Source organism: Streptomyces sp. CBMA152, assembly GCF_014596475.1.
Taxonomy (GTDB): Bacteria; Actinomycetota; Actinomycetes; order Streptomycetales; family Streptomycetaceae; genus Streptomyces.
In genome coordinates this window covers 233,738-255,664 of record NZ_MECJ01000033.1, presented here as the reverse complement: position 1 = coordinate 255,664, position 21,927 = coordinate 233,738, and the positions used below count along the sequence as shown (strand labels likewise).

The following is a 21,927-nucleotide window of genomic DNA, read 5'->3' as shown; positions in this document are numbered from 1 at the left end:
ATTTCTCCACGTGTGTAAGAGGCGTGAAACAGCGGCGCCACCGCCGGGTGGCAGACCGTGCCTGAGATCAGGCCTGGTGCTTCAGGATGTAGCCCGCGGCGTCGCCGACGGTCTTGAGGTTCTTGACGTCCTCGTCCGGGATCTTGACGTCGAAGCGCTCTTCGGCGGCGACGACGACCTCGACCATGGACAGCGAGTCGACGTCCAGGTCGTCCGTGAAGGACTTGTCCAGCTGGACGTCCTCGACGGGGATGCCGGCGATCTCGTTGACGATCTCGGCGAGACCGTCGACGATCTCCTTCTCAGTGGCGGCCATGTGGCGCTCCTTCGGTGTTTTTACGGGTTTGTGGGCATCCGGATGATCCGGTGTGCCTAGGGGAGGGTAACGACCGTCGCGGCGTACACGAGACCCGCCCCGAAGCCGATGACGAGCGCGGTGTCGCCGCTCTTCGCCTGTCCGGTCGCCAGAAGCCGCTCCATCGCGAGCGGGATCGAGGCGGCCGAGGTGTTGCCGGTGGTCTCCACGTCACGCGCGACCGTGACGTGCTCCGGCAGTTTGAGGGTCTTCACCATCGAGTCGATGATCCGCATGTTGGCCTGGTGCGGGATGAAGACGTCCAGGTCGTCCGCGCTGATTCCGGCCGCGTCCAGCGCCTGCTGGGCGACCTTCGCCATCTCGAACACGGCCCAGCGGAACACCGCCTGGCCCTCCTGCGTGATCGCAGGGAACTTGCCGGCCGAGTCGTACTCGTTCCACGGCACGGTCTGCTTGATGGTCTCGGACTTGTCGCCCTCCGAGCCCCAGACCGTACGGGCGATGCCCGGTTCGTCGGAGGGGCCGACCACGACCGCGCCCGCGCCGTCGCCGAACAGGAAGGCCGTCGCGCGGTCCTCCAGGTCGGTCAGGTCGCTGAGCCGCTCGACGCCGATGACCAGCACGTACTCGGCCGAACCCTCGACGATCATGCCCTTGGCGAGGGTCAGGCCGTAGCCGAAGCCCGCGCAGCCCGCCGAGATGTCGAACGCGGCCGGCTTGATCGCGCCGATCTTGTCCGCGATCTCGGTGGCGACGGCCGGGGTCTGCTTGAAGTGCGAGACCGTGGAGACGATCACGCCACCGATCTGCTCGGGCGTGAGCCCGGCGTCCGCGATGGCCTTGCCCGCGGCCTCCACCGACATCGCCGACACGGTCTCCTGGTCGGAGGCCCAGTGCCGGGTGGCGATGCCGGAACGGGAGCGGATCCACTCGTCGGACGAGTCGATCTTCTCCAGGATGACCTCGTTGGGGACCACCCTGGTCGGCCGGTAGCCGCCGACGCCCATGATCCGGGCGAACGGCGCGCCCTTGCTGGGCTTGATCTTCGACATGCGCTACGGCTCCTTATCCGGCGTGCTCGGCGATGAGCGCGCGGGCCGCGTCGAGGTCGTCCGGGGACTTCAGGGCGACGGTCTTCACACCGGGCAGCGCGCGCTTGGCGAGGCCCGTCAGCGTGCCGCCGGGGCAGACCTCGATCATGGCGGTGGCGCCCAGCTCCTGGAACGTCTCCATGCAGAGGTCCCAGCGAACGGGGTTCGAAACCTGGTTGACCAGGCGGCTGACGATCTCGGCGCCGGTGGCGACGGTCTTGCCGTCGGCGTTGGACACGTAACGGATCTTCGGGTCGGAGACGTCGAGCGAGGCGGCGGCCTCGCGCAGCTCCTCGACCGCCGGGGCCATGTGGTGCGTGTGGAACGCGCCGGCCACCTTCAGGGCCACGACCTTGCGCACGCCCTCGGGCTTGTCCGCCGCCAGGGCGGCCAGCTGCTCCAGGGTGCCCGCGGCCACGACCTGGCCCGCGCCGTTGACGTTGGCCGGGGTGATGCCGAGCTTCTCCAGGTGCGGGAAGACGACCTCGGGCTCGCCGCCGAGCAGCGCGGACATACCGGTCTCGGTGACGGCCGCGGCGCGGGCCATGCCGAGGCCCCGGGTGCGCACGAAGCGGAGCGCGGCGTCTTCGGAGAGCACACCGGCGTACGCGGTGGCGGTGATCTCGCCCACGCTGTGGCCGGCGACCGCGCCGGGCGCGATGTCACCCAGTGCCGTGGCGGAGAGCAGACCGGCGGCGACCAGCAGGGGCTGGGCCACCGAGGTGTCGCGGATGGCGTCCGCGTCCGCCTGCGTGCCGTAGTGGACGAGGTCGAGCCCGATGGCGTCCGACCACGCGGCGAGCCGGTCGGCGGCGCCGGGGAGGTCGAGCCAGGGAGTCAGGAAGCCGGGCGTCTGAGCGCCTTGGCCGGGAGCGACGAGTACGAGCACTCTCACACTCTCTCTTGTGGACGGCCCTGCTCGCCCGTGGGGACAGGGACGAAGAACCGTCGGGGGAATTGTGGGTGTCCGACAAAAGTCTAGGACTGTGGATCTCCGACGGCCAGACGCCCCAGGATCAGCGCGATCCTGAGCGTGAAGGCGGAACGTACATCGGAGGGGGACCAGCCGGTGACGTCGGTCACACGTCGCAGCCGGTAGCGCACGGTGTTGGGATGCACGAAGAGCATCCGGGCCGCCCCCTCCAGGCTGCTCGCCTGCTCCAGATAGACGCTCAGGGTCTCCAGGAGCGCGGATCCGGCTTCCTCCAGTGGTCTGTAGATCTCCTCCACCAGCTGGTCGCGCGCGGCCGGATCGGAGGCGATCGCGCGCTCCGGCAGGAGATCGTCCGCCAGAACGGGCCGGGGGGCGTCCTGCCAGGCCGAGCAGGCCTTGAGCCCGGCGGCGGCGGCCTGCGCGGACCGGGTGGCGGCCAGCAGGTCGGGGACGACGGGACCGGCTACCACGGGACCGGCCGCGTACGGCCCGATCAGGGCCTTGGCGACCTGGAGCGGGTTGTCGCTGCCGCCCGCGATGACCACCAGGCGGTCGCCGAGCACGCCGGTGAGGACCTGGAGCTTGGCGTGCCGGGCGGCCCGCCGGATGGCCTCGACGGTGAGCTCGCTGTCGCCGTCGGGGGCGGTGCCGAGGATCACGCAGACGTGCTCCGGGGAGTTCCAGCCGAGAGCGGCGGCCCGCGAGACCGCGCCCTCGTCGGCTTCCCCGGACAGCACCGCGTTGACGACCAGGGACTCCAGCCGGGCGTCCCAGGCACCGCGTGCCTCGGCGGCCTGGGCGTAGACCTGGGCGGTGGCGAAGGCGATCTCGCGCGCGTAGACGAGCAGCGCCTCGCGCAGCGTGGACTCGTCGCCGGGCGCCGCCACCTCCTCGATCGCGGTCTCCATGACCTCGATCGTGGTGCGGACCATCTCCACGGTCTGGCGCAGGGTGATCGCCCGGGTCAGCTCGCGCGGAGCGGTCCCGAAGACGTCCGTGGAGATCGCCTGCGGGGTCTCGGGATGCCGGAACCACTCGGTGAAGGCGGCGATACCGGCCTGGGCGACCAGACCGATCCAGGACCGGTTCTCCGGCGGCATCGCCCGGTACCACGGCAGCGTCTCGTCCATGCGGGCGATGGCGTTCGCGGCGAGCCTGCCGGACGACTGCTCAAGACGCTTCAGGGTCGCTGCGTGCGGATGGGCGGCGTTCGGCGGCTGTGGCGATTCGGGTTCGGGCACGGGACAAGACTGCCTTATCAGGACGGGTGCGTGCCGGGCCGGGGGTTGCCGGGGCGTTTCAGCGCCCCGGGCCCGGGGCTACCGTGGATCCCGTGATTTCCGTGAGGCGCGCCGACGAGCGCTACCGGGGCGGCGAGGCGGCGGCCGGCATCGAGTCCCTGCACGCCTTCTCCTTCGGCCGTTTCTACGACCCGGACAACCTGCGCTTCGGCCCGGTCCTGGCCTGCAACGAGGAGCGGCTCGCGCCCGGCGCGGGCTTCGACGAGCATCCGCACAGCCACACCGAGATCGTCACCTGGGTCGTCGAGGGCGAGCTGACCCACCGCGACTCGGCGGGCCACGCGACGGTCGTACGGGCCGGGGACGTCCAGCACCTCAGTTCGGCCGGGGGCGTGCGGCACGAGGAACGCAACGACGGCCCCGGCCCGCTGGTCTTCGTCCAGATGTGGCTCGCCCCGAAGCGCCCCGGCGGCGACCCGTCGTACGAGATCGTCCGCGGTATCGCCGACTCCACGCCGTACGCGGTGCTCGCGGCGGGGGCGATGCTGTACGTCCGCCGCCTGCTGCCGGGCGAGCGTACGGCGGTGCCGGACGCGCCCGGTGTGTACGTGCACGTGGTGCGGGGTGAGGTCTCCCTGGCGGGGGAGCGACTCGGCCCTGGCGACTCGGCCCGAATCGCGGAGGCGCGGGACCTGGAGTTGGTCGCGTCGACGCGGTCGGAGCTGCTGTTCTGGGAGCTGAACGAGGTGTAGGGGGTTTGGCCCCCACCCCGCCCCTTCCCGAAAGCCCTTGGCGGGCGGCCGGGTTTTTGGCTGCGGACCGCATGTGGCTGATCGCGCAGTTCCCCGCGCCCCTAGGCAGTTAGGGGCGCGGGGAACTGCGCGAGCAACCCGGCACGGTCCGCAGACGACCAACTACGCGAGCTCCGCCAGCACCGCGTCCGTGAACGCAGGCCACGCCCGGACCGCCCACGGTCCGAACGCCCGGTCCGTCAGGGCCACGCACGCCGCCGACGCCTCCGGGTCGATCCACAGGAACGTGCCGGACTGGCCGAAGTGGCCGAAGGTGCGCGGCGAGGACGAACTACCTGTCCAGTGGGGGGACTTGGCGGAGCGGATCTCGAAACCGAGCCCCCAGTCGTTGGGGCTCTGGTGCCCGTACCCCGGAAGCACACCCTTCGTGCCGGGGAACTGCACGGTCATCGCCGACGCGACCGTCAGCGGATGCAACAGCTGCGGCGCCTGAACCTCCGCCGCGAACCGCGCCAGGTCCTCGACCGTCGAGACGCCGTCCTTCGCGGGCGACCCGTCGAGCGACGTCGACGTCATGCCCAGCGGCTCCAGCACGGCCTGCCGCAGATACTCCGCGAACGGGATGTCGGTCGCCTTGGCGATGTGGTCGCCAAGTACCTCGAACCCGGCGTTGGAGTACAGCCGCCGCTCACCCGGCGCCCCCATCACCCGGTGCTCGTCGAACGCGAGTCCCGAGGTGTGCGCCAGCAGATGGCGGATCGTGGAGCCCTTCGGCCCGGCGGGCTCGTCCAGCTCGATGGCGCCCTCCTCGTACGCGACGAGCGCCGCGTACGCCGCGAGCGGCTTGGTGACGGAGGCGAGCGGGAAGCGCTGCCCGGTGGGGCCGTGCGTTCCGGCGACGGTGCCGTCCGTACGGACGACGGCGGCCGCGGCGTGCGGCACGGGCCAGTTCTCGATCAGCGCCAGGCTCTTCATGCGTACGAGCCTAAACGGTTCTACAGGGACAGCCGCATGGCGGGATCGGGGGTGCGGACGAAGCCCAGCGAGGCGTACAGCGGCTCGCCCTCGGCCGAGGCGCGCAGGTCGATCTTGTGGATGCCGCGCTCCTTGAACCAGCCGAGCAGGCCCTCCATGCAGGCGCGCGAGTAGCCGCGGCGGCGCATGCTCTCGTCGGTGGCGACGCTGAACACGTAACCCGTGGTGCCCAAGGGGTTGCCGGGGCCGCCGAGGCGGTATTCGATCGTGCCGACGGCGGATGCCGCGAGACCCGGTCCGTCCGGCCGGTCGACGACGAAGGCGGTCAAGTCCCCTTCGGGCTCGGCCAGCTTGCGGCGCAGGGTCGCGACGGCGGCGGGCTGCCAGCTGACGTCCGGGTGCGGGGCGCCGAGCATCGAGTCCTGCATCACCTTGCGCAGGCGTACCAGCTCTTCGGCGTCTTCGGGTGTGGCGGGGCGTGCGAGGCTCATGCGGTCGGACCCTAATCCGGCGCGCGCCAAACTCCCCAGCTTTTATTGCTTGCTTGGAGTGCACTCCAACGTTCTAGGTTGGTGGTCATGACGGTGATCGAGAGCATTCCTGTGCAGCCGGTGCCGGTGGGTCTGTGCAAGACCCCGCCGGCGCACCCCCGCCCCGACGGCCAGGACCGCTACACGATCAGCGAGGTCGCGGTCCTCAGCGGACTCACCGCGCACACCCTGCGCTGGTACGAGCGGATCGGGCTGATGCCGCACGTGGACCGGTCGCACACCGGGCAGCGGCGGTTCACCAACAAGGACCTCGACTGGCTGGCCTTCGTGTCCAAGCTCCGCCTGACCGGGATGCCGGTCGCGGACATGGTCCGGTACGCGGAGCTGGTGCGCGAGGGGGAGCACACCCTCGACGCGCGCCAGGAACTCCTGGAGCAGACCCGGCGCGACGTCGTCGTCCGCATGGCGGAGCTCCAGGACACGCTCGCCGTCCTCGATCACAAGATCAACTTTTACGCGGACGCCCGGCGGGCGTCGGAGAGGTTCTGAACGGCTATGAGCACGGCTGAGAACACCGCTATGAGCAACGCTGCGGGCAACGAGAAGATCGCCACCGTACGACTGGGCAACGACGGCCCGCAGATCGGTGTCCAGGGCTTCGGCGCCATGGGCATCAGCGAGTTCTACGGCGACACGGACGAGGCGGCGGCCCGCGACACGCTGGAGGCGACCGTCGAGGCGGGCGTCACCCTGATAGACACCGCGGACGTGTACGGGTTCGGCGCCAACGAGGAGTTCCTGGCGCCGTTCGTGGCCGCGCACCGCGACGAGATCACCCTGGCCACCAAGTTCGGGCTGGAGCGCCGGGTGGACGACCCGCACTACCGGGGCTTCAACAACAGCCGGGCGTACATCCGCAAGGCCGTCGAGGCGAGCCTGCGCCGCTTGGACGTCGACGTCATCGACCTCTACTACATGCACCGCCGCGACCCGCAGGTGCCGCTGGTCGAGACCGTCGCCGCCATGGCCGAACTGGTGGCGGAGGGCAAGGTCAAGTACCTGGGCCTGAGCGAGGTGACCGGCGCCGAGCTGCGCGAGGCGTACGCGGTGCACCCCATCGCCGCGCTCCAGTCGGAGTGGTCGGTCTTCAGCCGGGACGTCGAGCGCAGCGCGGTCGGCGCGGCGGCCGATCTCGGGGTGACGTTCGTGCCGTACTCGCCGCTCGGGCGCGGTCTGTTGACCGGCGCGTTCGCCGACGCGAGCAAGGAGCTGGCGAGCGACGACCACCGCCGGACCCATCCGCGCTTCTCCGACGAGAACGCGAAGGCGAACGCCGCGCTGCTGTCGCCGCTGCACAAGATCGCCGCCGTGCACGGGGCGACCACCGCGCAGATCGCGCTCGCGTGGGTGCAGCAGCGTGCCCAGGTGCACGGCCTGTCCGTGGTGCCGATCCCGGGTACGCGCAAGCGGAGCCGCCTGTTCGAGAACACGGGCGCCACGCGGATCACGCTCGGCGCGGACGAGTTGGCCGTGCTTGAGCCGCTCGCGGAGCAGGTGTCGGGCGACCGTTACGCGAACATGGACTTCACGGCGGTGAACCGGGAGGGGTAGTCACAGCGGGGGCCCCGGGGGCGGAGCCCCCGGGAGAACCCCTCACAGCTGCGCCAGCAGCTCCGTCTTCTTCGCGGTGAATTCCGCGTCCGTCACCAGCCCCGCCTGGTGCAGTTCACCGAGGTGGCGGATCCTTTCGGCGATGTCGGCGGGATCGCGCAGGCCGGGGGCGGTCCGGGGCGCCGGTACGGGTACGGCGGCCGCACCCCGTACCGCCTGGAGGACGGCCGCGGCGAACGGCAGCGACTCATGGACCGGCCCGTAGCCGAGGCCGAAGACGACCGCGGCCGGGTCCTGGTCGGCCTGGAGCGGGGCGGAGTCGTCCGCTGCGCGCCGCAGCAGCCGCAGATACCCGTCGAAGACCTCCGGCGAGCGCCACTCGACCCCGCACAGCGACGCCACCGGGAACGTCTGGTCGCCCGCCTTCCACTTCGCCGACGACGCGCCCGTCCAGAACCAGCGGAACGACACCTGCCGCCCGTCGAAGGACGCCCTGCCGTCGTACGCCTTGAAGTTCTGCGGCAGCTCGGGAGCGGCCACCAGATACCGCTCCGACGGCTCGGCCGCGTCCCGGCCGAGCAGCGCGCGCAGCTCGTCCGCGTAGTACTCCGCGAGCGTCTCGCGCTCCGCGGGCAGCACCAGGCGGTACGGGTCGCACCCGTCCTTCAGCTGTCCCGCCGCGGCCTCCATCAGCGGATCGGCGCCGGGTCTCGGCACCGCGTGCAGCACCACCGTGCCGCGCTTGCCCTGGGTCAGCGTCACCGACTCCAACGCCTCGTGGGGGATGCGTCGTTCGCGCAGCGCCTGGAACAGCTTCGGCGCGCGGATCCCCCGTTCGAAGCGGATGAGTACGGAGTCGGACTCGAACTCCCAGGTGGCATGAATTCCGGCCAGCACATCACCCATGCGCCTCATCGTAGGCGGCGCGCGCCCGCGCGTCCCCCCTCGGCGCCCGCCGCGATGCCGTGCGCACGGTCGCGCCGGGGCCGAATTCTCCGCGCGTAGGGCCCCGGCGCCGCCGGAAAATCCGTTTCCCGAGCTCTTTCGTGGAGCTCAGGAGGCCGTGGCGCAGAGCGAGTCGGCGCTCGCACAGCTCACGGACTGGTACGAACCCACGCCTATGGCGGCGAAGTTGGCGAGAGATGTGGTGCCCGGCTCGAAATAGCCGGTGTGGCCGACCGCGCCGGCCGCCGAGAGCACCCGCGCCCCGAACCCGGCGGACACCGGGTCGGCGCCGTGGCCGAGCCCCGCGACATCCAGATGCGGTACGCCGGAGATCCAGTCGTCCCGGTCCCGCATCGCCCACACCCGCGCCGAGGTGCCCAGGTGGGAGGCGCTCTGCGTACGCATACCGGGGCTGCCCGCGACCGCTATGTCCACGACCCGCGGCGGCAGCCGGTGCGCGGCCACGCCGCACAGCACCGAGCCGTAGCTGTGGCAGAACAGGGAGACCGGCGCGTTGCCGGGCAGCGCGCGGACCAGCGCCTCCAGGCGGACCGCGCCGTCCTCGGCGAGCCGGCCGATCGCCGAGTCGATGCCGAGCCCGACGGGCGTCGTGTAGTCGGCCCAGGCGATCACCGCGGTGCGGGTGCGCGGACCGGCCGCGCGCTCCGCCGCGTACAGCGACTGCGCCATGCCCACCGGGGCGGTGTACTTGCGGCTGCTCTTCTCGAACGTCAGCACATCGGTGTCGACGCCCGGGATGATCACCGAGACCCGCTCGGCGTGTTCGAGATCGCCGAAGACCTCGGCGACCCGGCCGCTGTCGGAGGGGTCGAAGGCGAGGATCTGGCGGCCGTCGTCGAGCAGCGACTCGAACCGGTGCATACGGCGGCTCGCCTGCTGGCGGCCGTCGAAGGAGAGCCGGTTGTCGTGCGTACGGGCCCGCTCGATGTCGCGCGCCTCGGCGAGGGCCTGCCGGTTCGCCTCGTAGCGCAGCGGGATCGGAGCGCCGTTGAGGTTGCCGACGACCAGCGGGTACCGATGGACGAGATCGGTGCGCTCGGCCGGCGTCAGCGAGGCGAAGAAGCGGGTGATCCGGTGGGCGGAGGCGTCCGCCTCGGGCAGCTTCTCGCCGTTGACGGTGCCCCGCGCCCAGGCGGCGAGGGCGACGGCGCGCGGCTCGGTCGACCCCTGGTGGCCGCGGACGGCGGTCCACCCCGAGGTCCCGAGCATCACGAACACGACGGCGAGCGCCAGGAGCGCGCGCCAGACGTTGAGTGTGGGGGAGGAGTCGAAGGAAGTCACTGCGGTACAGAGTAGGAGGCCCACGAGGTCCACTGGGGTGACAGTGACTCAGATCACGTTTGAGCAGGTCGTGGAGGTTGAGGAGGTGTCACCGACCGCGCGCGCGGGCGCACACTCCGTACGGCGCGCGCCCGGTGCGTACGGCGCGCGCCACCGCCCCTGCCTCGCGCTTTCGGGACCTCGGCGTTCCGTGCGGTGATCCGCGCCACGGCCGGACGGGGGCGGGGTGACACTCGCCACGATCGGGCGTGTCCGGCGCGTTTTCAGGCGTGCCAGTCGTCCGCGAGCGCCGGTCCGAGGTGGTCGAGGTAGGCGCCGGTGAGCTGCCGCAGCGCGTCCACGTTCGTGTCCTCGCCCCGGCCCCACAGGCCGCCCGCGACCCGCATCACGCCGGTGAACGCCGCCACCGCGACCCGGGGCCGCGGATCCTCGTCGACGTCCAGCCCCTCGCGCTCGGCGATCAGCCGCGCGCTCTGCTCCTCCATCTCGGCGGTGCGGCGCAGATGGACGGCGAGCAGCGCGGGCGTCGACTCGATGACCTGGTACGTCCGCATATAGAGCGCGACCGGGACGATCGGCTGGAGCGTCTCCTCCAGCGTCCCCCAGGCCTCCATCACGGCCTCGCGCAGCGCCGTGAAGGGGCTCTCCTCGGCGGGGCGGGCGCGCAGGGCGGCCGCGAAGTGCGCCTCGACCGTGTCCTGCACGGCGAAGACGACCGCCTCCTTGTTGGCGAAGTAGCGGAAGAAGGTGCGCTGGGAGACGTCGACGGCGTCCGCGATCTCGTCGACCGTCGTCTCCTCGTACCCCTTGGTGGTGAACAGCTCCAGGGCCACGCGCAGCAGCGCGTCCCGGGTGCGCTGCTTCTTCCGCTCGCGCAGGCCGCGCTGGGGAGCGGGCGGTGCCGCGTGCTGTTCCACCGTCACAGACAGGTCCTCTTCCGGTCACTTTGGGTGGCTCAGCCTACCGGTGGGCGATGTGTCAGCCACCGACTAGTGAAACTGTTTGTCAAGTGTCAGCGGCTGACACTAGCCTCGGACGCATGACTAGTCAGACCACCGTGGAACAGACGCCGCAGGACGCATCCCCGGCGCCGGTCAAGGGGCTGCGCGGCCATCCGTGGTTGACGCTGATCAGCGTGGCGATCGGCGTGATGATGGTCGCGCTCGACGGCACGATCGTGGCGATCGCGAACCCCGCCATCCAGAAGGACCTCGGCGCGTCGCTCGCCGATGTCCAATGGATCACCAACGGCTACATGCTGGCGCTCGCCGTCTCGCTGATCACGGCCGGCAAGCTCGGCGACCGGTTCGGGCACCGCCAGACCTTCCTGATCGGCGTCGTCGGCTTCGCGGCCGCGTCCGGTGCCATCGGGCTCTCCGGCAGCGCCGCCATGGTCATCGCGTTCCGCGTGCTCCAGGGCCTGTTCGGCGCGCTGCTCATGCCCGCCGCGCTCGGGCTGCTGCGGGCCACGTTCCCGGCCGAGAAGCTGAACATGGCGATCGGCATCTGGGGCATGGTGATCGGCGCGTCCACCGCGGGCGGCCCGATCCTCGGCGGTGTGCTCGTCGAGCACGTCAGCTGGCAGTCCGTCTTCTTCATCAACGTGCCGGTCGGCGTGCTCGCGCTCGTCCTCGGCCTGGTGATCCTGCGCGACCACCGCGCCGAGAACGCGCCGAAGTCGTTCGACGTCCTCGGCATCGTGCTGCTCTCGGCCGCCATGTTCTGCATGATCTGGGCGCTCATCAAGGGCTCGGAGTACGGGTGGGGCAGCGGCCGCACCCTGGGGTTCATCGCGGCCGCGGTGATCAGCTTCGTCCTGTTCGCGCTCTGGGAGACGAAGGTCCGCGAACCTCTGATCCCGCTGGGCCTGTTCCGTTCCGTACCGCTGTCGGCGGGCACGGTGCTGATGATCCTGATGGCCTTCGCCTTCATGGGCGGGCTGTTCTTCGTGACGTTCTACCTGCAGAACGTCCACGGGATGTCGGCCGTGGACAGCGGACTGCATCTGCTGCCGCTCACCGGCATGATGATCGTCGCCTCGCCCGTCGCGGGCGCCCTGATCACCAAGCTCGGCCCGCGCGTCCCGCTGGTCGGCGGCATGGTCTGCACGGCGGTGGCCATGTTCGGCATGTCCCAACTCACCGTCGGGACCGGCACGGTCACCATGTCGGTGTGGTTCGGCCTGCTCGGCCTCGGCCTCGCCCCGGTCATGGTCGGCGCGACCGAAGTCATCGTGGGCAACGCGCCGTTGGAGCTGTCCGGGGTCGCGGGCGGCCTCCAGCAGGCCGGGATGCAGGTCGGCGGCAGCCTCGGCACGGCGGTCCTGGGCGCCGTGATGGCCTCCCGGGTCTCCGCCGAACTCCCGGACAACTGGGCCGACGCGAAGCTTCCGCCCCTGACCGCCGAGCAGTCGTCCGCCGCGTCCAAGGTGGTCGAGGTCGGCATCGCGCCGGTTCAGCCGGGTACGCCGCCGCAGGTCGCGGGCAGGATCGCGGGGGTCGCGCACGACACGTTCGTCTCCGGCATGAGCACCGCGTTCATGGTCGCGGGCATCGTGGCGGCGCTCGCGGCGCTGGTCGCGATGCTGACGAAGCGCGGGGAGAACGCGGAGGCGGGGGCGGGCGCGGGGCACATCTGAGGGCCCGTGGGTCCTCAAGTCCCTTGCGGTGTAAGGGCGTTCAGGTCTGGCAGCTGACGCCACGAGTGCCGCTCACGGCAGGGGCGCGCTGCGGGTGCCGCACTCGCAGACGTGCTCCTGCGCGTGGGAGAGCGCCGACACCTGGGTGCGCAGCGACCGCACCTCCTGGGCCAGCGTCTCCAGGAGCGCGGTCTGGCGCCGCTCCTCCTCGCCGTCGCGCTCGAAGCGGGAGATGAACCACGCGGCGATGTTCGCCGTCACCACACCGAGCAGGGCGATGCCCGACAGCATCAGCCCCACCGCGATCAGCCGCCCCAGCCCCGTGGTCGGCGCGTGGTCGCCGTAGCCGACCGTGGTCATCGTCGTGAACGACCACCACACCGCGTCGCCCAGGGTCTTGATGTTCCCGCCCGGGGCGTCGCGTTCCACTTCGAGCACGGCCAGCGAGCCGAACATCAACAGGCCCACCACCGCGCCCCCGACGTACACGGTCAGCTGTATCTGCGGAGCCATCCGCGCCCGCCGCCCCACCAGGGCCAGCGTGGAGACGACCCGCAGCAGCCGCAGCGGCTGGATCAGCGGCACCACCACCGCCAGCAGATCCAGCCAGTGCGTACGGACGAACCGCAGCCGCTGCCCCGACAGGGCGAGCCGCACCAGGTAGTCGCAGGCGAACGAGCCCCACACCACCCACTCCACGCCGACGCAGGCTTCCTGTATACCGAGCCCGGCTCCCGGGTGGACGACGGGCACGGCGTAGGCGAGGGCGAAGGCGACGGCCAGCGCGAGCAGCGGCCACTGCGTGAGCCGCTCCCACCGCGTCTGTGCGGGTAGTTGCGTCATGTCCGCATCGTAAAAGCGGCGGCGCGGCCGTGAGGCCGCGCCGCCGCCAGGGGCTGTGCGTTCGGGCTACGCGTCGCCACCTGCCGCGCCCGGGTGGGCCGCCGTGACGTCGAGGAGCTGGTAGCGGTCCACGGCCTGCTTCAGCACCGAGCGGTCGACCTTGCCGTCCCGCGCGAGCTCGGTGAGCACCGCGAGGACGATCGACTGCGCGTCGATGTGGAAGAAGCGCCGCGCCGCGCCCCGGGTGTCGGCGAAGCCGAACCCGTCGGCGCCCAGCGAGGTGTACGGGCCCGGCACCCAGCGCGAGATCTGGTCCGGCACGGCCCGCATCCAGTCCGAGACGGCCACGAACGGGCCCTCGGCGCCGGACAGCTTGCGGGTGACGTACGGGACGCGCTGCTCCTCCTCCGGGTGGAGCAGGTTGTGCTCCTCCACCTCGACGGCGTCGCGGCGCAGCTCGTTCCAGGAGGTGGCGGACCAGACGTCGGCCCGTACGTTCCACTCCTGGGCGAGGATGCGCTGCGCCTCGACGGCCCACGGGACGGCCACGCCGGACGCCATGATCTGCGCCGGGATGGTGCCCGAAGTGCCCCGGGCGTAGCGGTGGATGCCCTTGAGGATGCCGTCGACGTCGACGTCGGCCGGCTCGGCCGGGTGCTGGATCGGCTCGTTGTAGACGGTGAGGTAGTAGAAGACGTCCTCGCCCGGCTTGCCGTCGGCGGTCTCGCCGTACATCCGGCGCAGACCGTCCTGCACGATGTGCGCGATCTCGAAGCCGAACGCCGGGTCGTAGGCGACACAGCCCGGGTTGGTCGAGGCGAGCAGATGCGAGTGGCCGTCGGCGTGCTGGAGGCCCTCACCGGTCAGCGTCGTACGCCCGGCGGTCGCGCCCAGGACGAAACCGCGCGACAGCTGGTCGGCCATCTGCCAGAACTGGTCGCCGGTGCGCTGGAATCCGAACATCGAGTAGAAGACGTACACCGGGATCAGCGGCTCGCCGTGCGTGGCGTACGCCGAGCCCGCGGCGATCAGCGAGGCCGTGCAGCCCGCCTCGGAGATGCCGTCGTGCAGCATCTGACCGGTCGGCGACTCCTTGTAGGCGAGGAGCAGATCGCGGTCGACGGCCTCGTACTGCTGGCCGAGCGGGTTGTAGATCTTGGCGCTCGGGAAGAACGCGTCCATGCCGAACGTGCGGTACTCGTCCGGCGCGATCAGCACGAACCGCTTGCCGATCTCCTTGTCCCGCATGAGGTCCTTCAGGATGCGGACGAACGCCATGGTGGTGGCGATCGACTGCTGACCCGAGCCCTTCTTGGCGGCCGCGTACGTCTTGTCCTCGGGCAGCGGCAGGGGCTTGGCGCGCACCACACGGGTCGGCACGTAACCGCCCAGACCCTTGCGGCGGTCGTGCATGTACTGGATCTCTTCGGAGTTGCGGCCCGGGTGGTAGTACGGCGGCGCGCCGGCCTCCAACTGGGCGTCCGTGATCGGGATGTGCAGCCGGTCGCGGAAGCGCTTGAGGTCCTCGACCGTCAGCTTCTTCATCTGGTGGGTCGCGTTGCGGCCCTCGAAGTTGGGGCCCAGCGTCCAGCCCTTGACGGTCTGCGCCAGGATCACGGTCGGCTGGCCCTTGTGCGCCTTGGCCGCCGCGTACGCCGCGTACACCTTCTTGTGGTCGTGACCGCCGCGGCCCAGGTGCTGGATCTGCTGGTCGGTCATGTTCTCGACCATGGCCCGCAGTCGGTGGTCGCCGCCGAAGAAGTGGTCGCGGATGTAGCCGCCGGTCTCCGTCGCGTACGTCTGGAACTGGCCGTCCGGCGTGGTGTTCAGCTTGTTGACCAGGATGCCGTCGCGGTCCTGCGCGAGCAGCGGGTCCCAGGAGCGGTCCCAGACCAGCTTGATGACGTTCCAGCCGGCGCCCCGGAACTGCGACTCCAGCTCCTGGATGACCTTGCCGTTGCCGCGCACCGGGCCGTCGAGGCGCTGGAGGTTGCAGTTGACGACGAAGGTGAGGTTGTCCAGGTTCTCGCGGGCGGCGATGGAGAGCTGGCCGAGCGACTCCGGCTCGTCCATCTCGCCGTCGCCGAGGTAGGCCCACACATGCGAGTCGGAGGTGTCGGCGATGCCGCGCGCCTCCATGTAGCGGTTCATCCGGGCCTGGTAGATCGCGCCGAGCGGGCCGAGGCCCATCGAGACGGTCGGGAACTCCCAGAAGTCCGGCATCAGACGCGGGTGCGGATACGACGACAGGCCGTACGGCGCCTTGGACTTCTCCTGGCGGAACGCGTCGAGCTGCTGCTCCGAGAGGCGGTCCAGAAGGTAGGCGCGCGCGTAGATGCCGGGGGAGGCGTGCCCCTGGAAGAAGATCTGGTCGCCCCCCTTGCCGTCGTCCTTGCCCCGGAAGAAGTGGTTGAAGCCCACGTCGTAGAGGGAGGCGGAGGAGGCGAAGGTGGCGATGTGGCCGCCGACCCCGATGCCCGGGCGCTGGGCGCGCGAGACCATGACCGCGGCGTTCCAGCGGGTCGCGTTGAGGACCTTGCGCTCGATCTCCTCGTTGCCGGGGAAGAACGGTTCGTCCTTGGTGGCGATCGTGTTGACGTAGTCCGTGCTGCGCATCTCCGGCACGGCCACGCGCTTCTCGCGGGCGCGCTCGATGAGGCGGAGCATCAGATAGCGGGCGCGCTCACGGCCCCGCTCGTCGACCGCCGCGTCCAGGGAGGCGAGCCATTCCTCGGTCTCCTCCGGATCGAAGTCCGGGACCTGGCTGGGAAGGCCGCCAATGATGATCGGGTTGCGATCGGATCCGGAAGCCACGCTGTTCCTTCGCTGTCGGGGGGCGTGCGGGTGTGGTGCGCCGCATCCCATCGTGGACCGCGGGGACGCAAACGTCATCTCTACCGAGGGGTAACGGGATGTACGGCAGCCCAAATCGCAACCTTACGCCCAAGCCGTCAGCGTGTTCCCCAAAGGGGGCGTGACCACGATTGGCGTACGCAGGGCGCAGAAGCATGCAAACTATCTGCAAGGGTGTGGGATGAATCACCGGCAGGACGGCGCGCGCCCCTGAGTGGGGGCACACTGCACCCCAAAGGGCGGGTTCGGGGGCCTGGTACTTGCGCGATTCGTCCCGCCCGTGTGGACTACGCCCACAAGCCTCGCGTACGCGCGCGGCTGCAGAACTTACCGAATCAAGATCAGGAGGCAAGCCGTGAGCGCGACCGCGGACCACGCGGAGGAGCGGACCAACCCGGCCGGAAGGCTGGGGTTCGAGCCCGGACAGGTGGTCCAGGAGATCGGCTACGACGACGACGTCGACCACGATCTCCGCGAGGGCATCGAATCGCTGATTGGCCAGGACCTGGTCGACGAGGACTACGACGACGTCGCCGACGTCGTGCTGCTGTGGTTCCGTGACGAGGACGGGGACCTTACAGACGCGCTGGTGGACGCCATCGGCCTTCTTGAGGACGGCGGCACCATCTGGCTGCTGGTTCCCAAGACCGGCCGGGACGGCTACGTCGAGCCCAGCGACATCAACGACGCCGCGCAGACGGCCGGCCTCTCGCCGGCCAAGAGCATCAGCGTCGGCAAGGACTGGTCGGGCACCCGCCTGAAGTCCGGGAAGCGCTGATCCTCCACGCCCCAGGGCCCCCGCCGGATTCTTCGGCGGGGGCCCTGTGCGTAGTCTTGGTCCCCTCACCTGAACGGCCCACGCGGCCTCCGGCGGAGGCCCACAGAAGGGATGGCGTTACATGGCGATCGAGGTCGGCACCAAGGCCCCGGACTTCGAGCTGAAGGACAACCACGGCCGGACCGTGAAGCTCTCCGACTTCCGCGGCGAGAAGAACGTGGTGCTCCTCTTCTACCCGTTCGCCTTCACCGGCGTCTGCACGGGCGAGCTGTGCGAGCTGCGTGACAACCTGCCGCAGTTCACGGACCGCGACACCCAGCTGCTCGCCGTCTCCAACGACTCCATCCACACCCTGCGCGTCTTCGCCGAGCAGGAGGGCCTGGAGTACCCGCTGCTCTCGGACTTCTGGCCGCACGGCGAGACCTCGCGCGCGTACGGGGTCTTCGACGAGGAGAAGGGCTGCGCGGTGCGCGGCACCTTCGTGATCGACAAGGAGGGCGTGGTGCGCTGGACCGTCATGAACGGTCTTCCGGACGCCCGCGACCTCAATGACTACGTGAAGGCGCTCGACACCCTGTGATCCTTCGGTCGAATCGCCTGTTTGAGGCGGGAACCGCTCACTAGGATCCAGACGTTGATCCGATACAACGTACGGACGGGGACGCTGACCAAGCCGGCCCCTCACACCATTGGGAGGACTCGTGGGAGTCAGCCTCAGCAAGGGCGGCAACGTCTCGCTGACCAAGGCCGCACCCAACCTGACCGCGGTCATCGTGGGTCTGGGCTGGGACGCTCGTACCACCACCGGGGGTGACTTCGACCTGGACGCCAGCGCGCTGCTGACCAACGACCAGGGCAAGGTCGCCAACGACTCGAACTTCGTCTTCTTCAACAACCTCAAGAGCCCCGACGGCTCCGTCGAGCACCAGGGGGACAACCTCACGGGTGAGGGCGAGGGCGACGACGAAGTGATCAAGGTGAACCTGGCCGCCGTGCCGGCCGATGTCGCCAAGATCGTGTTCCCGGTCTCGATCTACGAGGCCGAGAGCCGCCAGCAGTCCTTCGGCCAGGTCCGCAACGCGTACATCCGCGTCGTGAACCAGGCGGACAACTCGGAGCTGGCCCGTTACGACCTGAGCGAGGACGCCTCGACGGAGACCGCCATGGTCTTCGGCGAGCTGTACCGCAACGGCGCGGAGTGGAAGTTCCGCGCCATCGGCCAGGGGTACGCGTCGGGTCTGCGCGGCATCGCGCAGGACTTCGGCGTCAACGTCTGAGCCTTGCTCTCCCTCGTCCGGCGCCGCACCCCGTGCGGCGCCGGACGCGCTCAACCCTTCGTTCGCCATTCAGGGGAGGATTCACGATCATGGGCGTCACGCTCGCCAAGGGAGGCAACGTCTCCCTCTCCAAGGCCGCACCCAACCTCACCCAGGTGCTGGTAGGCCTCGGCTGGGACGCGCGTTCCACCACCGGTGCGGACTTCGACCTCGACGCCAGCGCCCTGCTCTGCGCCTCGGGCCGGGTCCTGGGGGACGAGTACTTCGTCTTCTACAACAACCTGAAGAGCCCGGAGGGCTCGGTCGAGCACACCGGGGACAACCTGACGGGTGAGGGCGAGGGCGACGACGAGTCGCTGATCGTCGACCTCACGAAGGTGCCCGCCGGCTGCGACAAGATCGTCTTCCCGGTCTCGATCCATGAGGCGGAGAACCGCGGCCAGTCCTTCGGCCAGGTCGCCAACGCGTTCATCCGCGTGGTCAACCAGACCGACGGCCAGGAGCTGGCGCGCTACGACCTGAGCGAGGACGCCTCGACGGAGACCGCGATGATCTTCGGCGAGCTCTACCGCTACGGCGGTGAGTGGAAGTTCCGTGCCGTGGGACAGGGGTACGCGTCGGGTCTGCGCGGCATCGCTCTAGACTTCGGGGTCAACGTTTCGTAAAGCTGTGCCCAAGAGGTGCGCGGCGCGGGGGGAGACTCTCCCTCGGACCTGGTCCGGGGGACCCCCATGAGCTAGATGGGGTAGTCAGTGATTCTGAAAACCTTCGGCTGGTCATTCGTGATCACCGCGGTGGGCCTCGCGCTCGCGGTGCTCTACGACGGCTGGACCGCGTTCGGGATCGTGGCGATCCTGTCCATCCTGGAGATCTCGCTGTCGTTCGACAACGCGGTGGTCAACGCCGGAATCCTGAAGAAGATGAACGCCTTCTGGCAGAAGATCTTCCTCACGGTCGGCGTCCTGATCGCCGTCTTCGGCATGCGGCTGGTCTTCCCCGTCGTCATCGTCGCCATCAGCGCCAAGATCGGCCCCATCGACGCCGTCAACCTCGCGCTGAACGAGAAGGAGCACTACAAGGAGCTCGTGACCGACGCGCACGCGTCGATCGCCGCCTTCGGTGGCATGTTCCTGCTCATGATCTTCCTGGACTTCATCTTCGAGGACCGGGACATCCAGTGGCTGCGCTGGATCGAGCGGCCGCTGGCCAAGCTCGGCAAGATCGACATGCTCTCGGTCGCCGTCGCGCTGGTCGTCCTGCTCATCTCGTCGATGACCTTCGCGACCCACGCCCATCTGCACGGCGGCGCGCACGCGGACAAGGCCCAGACCGTCCTCCTCGCCGGCATCGCCGGTCTGATCACGTACATGATCGTCGGCGGTCTCTCCGGCTACTTCGAGGACCGCCTCGAGGAAGACGAGGAGCGCGAGCTGGAGGCCGAGGAAGAGGCCAAGAAGAGCGGCCGGGGCGGCGCCTCGGCGGTCCTGCTCGCCGGCAAGGCCGCGTTCTTCATGTTCCTCTACCTGGAGGTCCTGGACGCGTCGTTCTCCTTCGACGGCGTGATCGGCGCCTTCGCCATCACCAACGACATCGTCCTGATGGCGCTCGGCCTCGGCATCGGTGCCATGTACGTCCGCTCGCTCACCGTCTACCTGGTCCGCCAGGGCACCCTCGACGACTACGTCTACCTGGAGCACGGCGCGCACTACGCGATCGGCGCCCTCTCCGTGATCCTCCTGGTCACCATCCAGTACGAGATCAACGAGGTCATCACCGGCCTCGTCGGCGTCGTCCTGATCGCCTGGTCCTTCTGGTCGTCGGTCCGCCGCAACAAGCGGCTCGCGGCCGAGGGCGGCGAAGAGGCCGGCAGCGAGAAGGCGGAAGCCGTCACGGGAGCCTGAATCTCCCTGGTGTGATCACCCACTGAGTGGTGTGATCGGCCGACGATTGCGGAACGCTCTGTGCGGGGCGGTCACGAGGTCCGGTGCCTCCTGGCCGCCCCGCCGTTCTCTTTGCATAGGGGTGGGGACAGATGGCCTTCTGGGACAGCCTGTTGCGGGGCAGGCCTTCGGCGCAGTTCGACACGGGCAGCGCCGCGAGCAACTCCATCGAGCTGACCAAACGGCATCCGATGGTCTCGCTCGGCAAGCAGGGTGCCAACGGGGGCAATCTGCGCATCAACCTGTCGTGGCGGATGCGCACCTCCGACCTGGGCGGCCGCGCGCAGCCGAGCGTACTGCGCCACCCCCTCAAGCTCTTCAAGCCCGAGGTGGTCCAGGCGCACAGCCAGGCCCTGGTCAACGTCGACCTCGACCTCGGGTGCATGTACGAGCTCACCGACGGTTCCAAGGGCGTGGTGCAGCCGCTCGGCAGCTTCTTCGGCGCCACCAACGCGCCGCCGTATGTGCAGCTCAGCGGCGACGACCGGTTCGGCTCGGCGTCCGGCGAGACGATATACGTCAACCTGGACCACCGTGAGTCCATCAAGCGGCTGCTGATCTTCGTCTACATCTACGACTCGACGCCCGCGTTCGACCGTACGCACGCGAAGGTCACGCTCTTCCCGAGCAACGGCCCGCGGATCGAGATCGACCTCGACGAGCACGCCCCGCAGGCGCGTTCCTGCGCGGTGGTGACCATCGAGAACATCAAGGGCGACATGGTCGTGCGGCGCGAGGTGAAGTTCGTCTACGGCTTCCAGGCCGAGCTGGACCGGTTGTACGGATGGGGGCTGCAGTGGGGCCGCGGCTACAAGACGAAGGCATGAGAGCGCGCGCGTGAGCGGGCCGGGCGGCTTACCGCCCACCCGCGAACCGTTCCTGCTGCCGCCGCTGTCGTCACCGCGGCCGTCACCGGCGTCACTGCCGGATGAACTGCGGCCCCATCGGCGGCAGCACGAAGTTCGGGTCCGGCGCGAAAGCCGCGGCCGCGGGCTGCGGATAGCCGTACGAGGGCTGCGCGGAGGCAGGCTGCGGATAGCCGTAGGCGGGCTGCTGCGCGGGCGGGTACTGCGGCGGCGCCGGCTGGGGATACCCGTAGGAGGGCGAGGCGGCGGGCGGCGGCGGGTACTGCTGGGTCTGCGGCTGGGCCGAGGTCTGCGCATGCGCCGGGAAGGCCGGACGGGCCGGTTCCGGCGCGGCCGGGGCCGTGGCGCCCGAGGAGGCGTCCTCGGTGGCCTCGTCCACCGAGATCCCGTACTCGGTGGCGAGCCCCACCAGGCCGGTCGGATAGCCCTGTCCCACCGCGCGGAACTTCCAGGTGTCCGCGCGCCGGTACAGCTCGCCGCAGATGATCGCGGTCTCCTCGCCGGTCTCCGCCCGTACGTCGAACACGGCCAGCGGCTCGGTCCCGCCCGGCCCCGCGTCGTACAGCAGGACCCGCAGGTCGCGCACGGAGCCGAAGGACGCGCCGTCCGAGGACGCGGTGACCAGGACGCGGTCGACGGACGGGTCCAGCGCGGCCAGATCGGCCTCGATGGTGTCGGTCAACGCCTCGCCGACCCGCTTCTTCGGCAGCCGCCGCACCAGGCCCGAGGGGTGGCGCGGCTGGTTGTAGAAGACGAAGTCCTCGTCGGAACGCACCCGGCCGTCGGCGGCGAGCAGCAGCGCCGAGGCGTCCACGTCCGGCACGTCGGCGCCGGGCGTCCAGCGGAGCACCGCCCGTACGGCCATGGCGTCCAGCGGGACGTTCGATCCCTTCAGCATCGCGTGCGTCATGCTCGCCATCCTGCCTTCCCGCCGCCCGCCCGGACAACGCGGGGGCCTTGTCCCGCAGATGAGCGGTACGTACCTTACGTACCGCGCACGCACACCGCAGGGGAAGGGGGTGGGCGGGTTACCCGGATTTCACACGGGTGGGGAACTCGGGACAGGTGTTCCTA

The 21,927-nt window shown here is 70.1% G+C and carries 22 protein-coding genes; 10 read left to right on the top strand and 12 right to left on the bottom strand.

Annotated elements, in window-relative coordinates; translation table 11 throughout:
- Nucleotides 1–67: 67 nt before the first annotated feature.
- The 4 genes from BG418_RS34220 to BG418_RS34205 all read right to left on the bottom strand — a co-directional run bounded on the left by BG418_RS34220 (nt 68) and on the right by BG418_RS34205 (nt 3,582).
- Entirely contained in the window at nt 68–316 is a 249-nt protein-coding gene (locus BG418_RS34220; RefSeq protein ID WP_188277950.1) for an acyl carrier protein, read from the bottom strand.
- Between the two features lie 56 nt (nt 317–372).
- Entirely contained in the window at nt 373–1,368 is a 996-nt protein-coding gene (locus tag BG418_RS34215) for a ketoacyl-ACP synthase III (RefSeq protein ID WP_188277949.1), read from the bottom strand.
- A 13-nt stretch (nt 1,369–1,381) separates the two neighbouring features.
- Nucleotides 1,382–2,296 carry an ACP S-malonyltransferase gene (locus BG418_RS34210; RefSeq protein ID WP_188277948.1) on the bottom strand — a complete coding sequence of 305 codons (915 nt, stop codon included), beginning with the start codon at nt 2,294–2,296 and terminating at the stop codon, nt 1,382–1,384.
- A gap of 89 nt (nt 2,297–2,385) precedes the next feature.
- Nucleotides 2,386–3,582: a CdaR family transcriptional regulator gene (locus tag BG418_RS34205; RefSeq protein ID WP_188277947.1), complete on the bottom strand. Its 1,197-nt coding sequence runs from the start codon at nt 3,580–3,582 to the stop codon at nt 2,386–2,388.
- 92 nt (nt 3,583–3,674) lie between these two features.
- On the opposite strand from BG418_RS34205, the gene BG418_RS34200 reads away from it, so the two are divergent.
- Nucleotides 3,675–4,334 carry a pirin family protein gene (locus BG418_RS34200; RefSeq protein WP_188277946.1) on the top strand — a complete coding sequence of 220 codons (660 nt, stop codon included), beginning with the start codon at nt 3,675–3,677 and terminating at the stop codon, nt 4,332–4,334.
- A gap of 162 nt (nt 4,335–4,496) precedes the next feature.
- On the opposite strand, the gene BG418_RS34195 is transcribed toward BG418_RS34200, so the two are convergent.
- Both BG418_RS34195 and BG418_RS34190 read right to left on the bottom strand, forming a co-directional pair.
- Nucleotides 4,497–5,309 carry a serine hydrolase gene (locus BG418_RS34195; protein WP_188277945.1) on the bottom strand — a complete coding sequence of 271 codons (813 nt, stop codon included), beginning with the start codon at nt 5,307–5,309 and terminating at the stop codon, nt 4,497–4,499.
- Between the two features lie 20 nt (nt 5,310–5,329).
- Complete coding sequence (locus BG418_RS34190) at nt 5,330–5,800, bottom strand: GNAT family N-acetyltransferase (protein WP_188277944.1); 471 nt, start codon at nt 5,798–5,800, stop codon at nt 5,330–5,332.
- Between the two features lie 87 nt (nt 5,801–5,887).
- Here BG418_RS34190 and BG418_RS34185 point away from each other — a divergent pair, with 87 nt between their 5' ends.
- Both BG418_RS34185 and BG418_RS34180 read left to right on the top strand, forming a co-directional pair.
- Entirely contained in the window at nt 5,888–6,349 is a 462-nt protein-coding gene (locus BG418_RS34185; protein WP_188277943.1) for a MerR family transcriptional regulator, read from the top strand.
- Nucleotides 6,350–6,379: 30 nt separating this feature from the next.
- Nucleotides 6,380–7,411, top strand: a complete 1,032-nt coding sequence (locus BG418_RS34180; RefSeq protein WP_188277942.1) for an aldo/keto reductase — start codon at nt 6,380–6,382, stop codon at nt 7,409–7,411.
- A 42-nt stretch (nt 7,412–7,453) separates the two neighbouring features.
- Here BG418_RS34180 and BG418_RS34175 read toward each other — a convergent pair whose 3' ends face one another.
- The 3 genes from BG418_RS34175 to BG418_RS34165 all read right to left on the bottom strand — a co-directional run bounded on the left by BG418_RS34175 (nt 7,454) and on the right by BG418_RS34165 (nt 10,581).
- On the bottom strand, nt 7,454–8,317 hold the full coding sequence (locus BG418_RS34175) for a DUF4429 domain-containing protein (RefSeq protein WP_188277941.1): 864 nt from the start codon (nt 8,315–8,317) through the stop codon (nt 7,454–7,456).
- 147 nt (nt 8,318–8,464) lie between these two features.
- Complete coding sequence (locus tag BG418_RS34170; protein WP_188277940.1) at nt 8,465–9,658, bottom strand: alpha/beta hydrolase; 1,194 nt, start codon at nt 9,656–9,658, stop codon at nt 8,465–8,467.
- 263 nt (nt 9,659–9,921) lie between these two features.
- Nucleotides 9,922–10,581 carry a TetR family transcriptional regulator gene (locus BG418_RS34165; RefSeq protein WP_317453854.1) on the bottom strand — a complete coding sequence of 220 codons (660 nt, stop codon included), beginning with the start codon at nt 10,579–10,581 and terminating at the stop codon, nt 9,922–9,924.
- A gap of 116 nt (nt 10,582–10,697) precedes the next feature.
- On the opposite strand from BG418_RS34165, the gene BG418_RS34160 reads away from it, so the two are divergent.
- Nucleotides 10,698–12,296 (top strand): MFS transporter, encoded by a 1,599-nt coding sequence (locus BG418_RS34160; protein WP_188277939.1) that lies wholly within the window; start codon nt 10,698–10,700, stop codon nt 12,294–12,296.
- Nucleotides 12,297–12,368: 72 nt separating this feature from the next.
- On the opposite strand, the gene BG418_RS34155 is transcribed toward BG418_RS34160, so the two are convergent.
- Both BG418_RS34155 and aceE read right to left on the bottom strand, forming a co-directional pair.
- Nucleotides 12,369–13,139, bottom strand: a complete 771-nt coding sequence (locus BG418_RS34155) for a potassium channel family protein (protein WP_188277938.1) — start codon at nt 13,137–13,139, stop codon at nt 12,369–12,371.
- 66 nt (nt 13,140–13,205) lie between these two features.
- Nucleotides 13,206–15,953, bottom strand: coding sequence for a pyruvate dehydrogenase (acetyl-transferring), homodimeric type (aceE, locus tag BG418_RS34150; RefSeq protein WP_188277937.1), 2,748 nt, complete (start codon nt 15,951–15,953; stop codon nt 13,206–13,208).
- A gap of 394 nt (nt 15,954–16,347) precedes the next feature.
- On the opposite strand from aceE, the gene BG418_RS34145 reads away from it, so the two are divergent.
- The 6 genes from BG418_RS34145 to BG418_RS34120 all read left to right on the top strand — a co-directional run bounded on the left by BG418_RS34145 (nt 16,348) and on the right by BG418_RS34120 (nt 20,814).
- Complete coding sequence (locus BG418_RS34145; RefSeq protein WP_188277936.1) at nt 16,348–16,770, top strand: DUF3052 domain-containing protein; 423 nt, start codon at nt 16,348–16,350, stop codon at nt 16,768–16,770.
- 121 nt (nt 16,771–16,891) lie between these two features.
- The gene (locus BG418_RS34140; protein ID WP_188277935.1) at nt 16,892–17,350 is read left to right on the top strand and encodes a peroxiredoxin; all 459 of its coding nucleotides are present in this window, start codon (nt 16,892–16,894) and stop codon (nt 17,348–17,350) included.
- A 121-nt stretch (nt 17,351–17,471) separates the two neighbouring features.
- Nucleotides 17,472–18,047 (top strand): TerD family protein, encoded by a 576-nt coding sequence (locus tag BG418_RS34135; protein WP_188277934.1) that lies wholly within the window; start codon nt 17,472–17,474, stop codon nt 18,045–18,047.
- 89 nt (nt 18,048–18,136) lie between these two features.
- Nucleotides 18,137–18,712 carry a TerD family protein gene (locus BG418_RS34130; protein ID WP_188277933.1) on the top strand — a complete coding sequence of 192 codons (576 nt, stop codon included), beginning with the start codon at nt 18,137–18,139 and terminating at the stop codon, nt 18,710–18,712.
- A gap of 87 nt (nt 18,713–18,799) precedes the next feature.
- Entirely contained in the window at nt 18,800–19,948 is a 1,149-nt protein-coding gene (locus tag BG418_RS34125) for a DUF475 domain-containing protein (protein WP_188277932.1), read from the top strand.
- Nucleotides 19,949–20,079: 131 nt separating this feature from the next.
- Nucleotides 20,080–20,814 (top strand): Tellurium resistance, encoded by a 735-nt coding sequence (locus BG418_RS34120; protein WP_188277931.1) that lies wholly within the window; start codon nt 20,080–20,082, stop codon nt 20,812–20,814.
- Between the two features lie 91 nt (nt 20,815–20,905).
- Here the strand turns inward: BG418_RS34120 and BG418_RS34115 are convergent, their stop codons facing one another.
- On the bottom strand, nt 20,906–21,763 hold the full coding sequence (locus tag BG418_RS34115) for a TerD family protein (RefSeq protein ID WP_188277930.1): 858 nt from the start codon (nt 21,761–21,763) through the stop codon (nt 20,906–20,908).
- Between the last annotated feature and the right edge of the window lie 164 nt (nt 21,764–21,927).

Excerpts from the sequence above, each read along its gene's own strand:
- BG418_RS34130 (WP_188277933.1), top strand. The coding sequence starts at position 18,137 with ATGGGCGTCACGCTCGCCAAGGGAGGCAACGTCTCCCTCTCCAAGGCC.
- BG418_RS34195 (WP_188277945.1), bottom strand. The coding sequence starts at position 5,309 with ATGAAGAGCCTGGCGCTGATCGAGAACTGGCCCGTGCCGCACGCCGCG.
- BG418_RS34185 (WP_188277943.1), top strand. The coding sequence starts at position 5,888 with ATGACGGTGATCGAGAGCATTCCTGTGCAGCCGGTGCCGGTGGGTCTG.
- BG418_RS34115 (WP_188277930.1), bottom strand. The coding sequence starts at position 21,763 with ATGACGCACGCGATGCTGAAGGGATCGAACGTCCCGCTGGACGCCATG.
- BG418_RS34220 (WP_188277950.1), bottom strand. The coding sequence starts at position 316 with ATGGCCGCCACTGAGAAGGAGATCGTCGACGGTCTCGCCGAGATCGTC.
- BG418_RS34175 (WP_188277941.1), bottom strand. The coding sequence starts at position 8,317 with ATGGGTGATGTGCTGGCCGGAATTCATGCCACCTGGGAGTTCGAGTCC.
- BG418_RS34190 (WP_188277944.1), bottom strand. The coding sequence starts at position 5,800 with ATGAGCCTCGCACGCCCCGCCACACCCGAAGACGCCGAAGAGCTGGTA.
- BG418_RS34120 (WP_188277931.1), top strand. The coding sequence starts at position 20,080 with ATGGCCTTCTGGGACAGCCTGTTGCGGGGCAGGCCTTCGGCGCAGTTC.
- BG418_RS34140 (WP_188277935.1), top strand. The coding sequence starts at position 16,892 with ATGGCGATCGAGGTCGGCACCAAGGCCCCGGACTTCGAGCTGAAGGAC.
- BG418_RS34155 (WP_188277938.1), bottom strand. The coding sequence starts at position 13,139 with ATGACGCAACTACCCGCACAGACGCGGTGGGAGCGGCTCACGCAGTGG.
- BG418_RS34215 (WP_188277949.1), bottom strand. The coding sequence starts at position 1,368 with ATGTCGAAGATCAAGCCCAGCAAGGGCGCGCCGTTCGCCCGGATCATG.
- BG418_RS34160 (WP_188277939.1), top strand. The coding sequence starts at position 10,698 with ATGACTAGTCAGACCACCGTGGAACAGACGCCGCAGGACGCATCCCCG.
- BG418_RS34180 (WP_188277942.1), top strand. The coding sequence starts at position 6,380 with ATGAGCAACGCTGCGGGCAACGAGAAGATCGCCACCGTACGACTGGGC.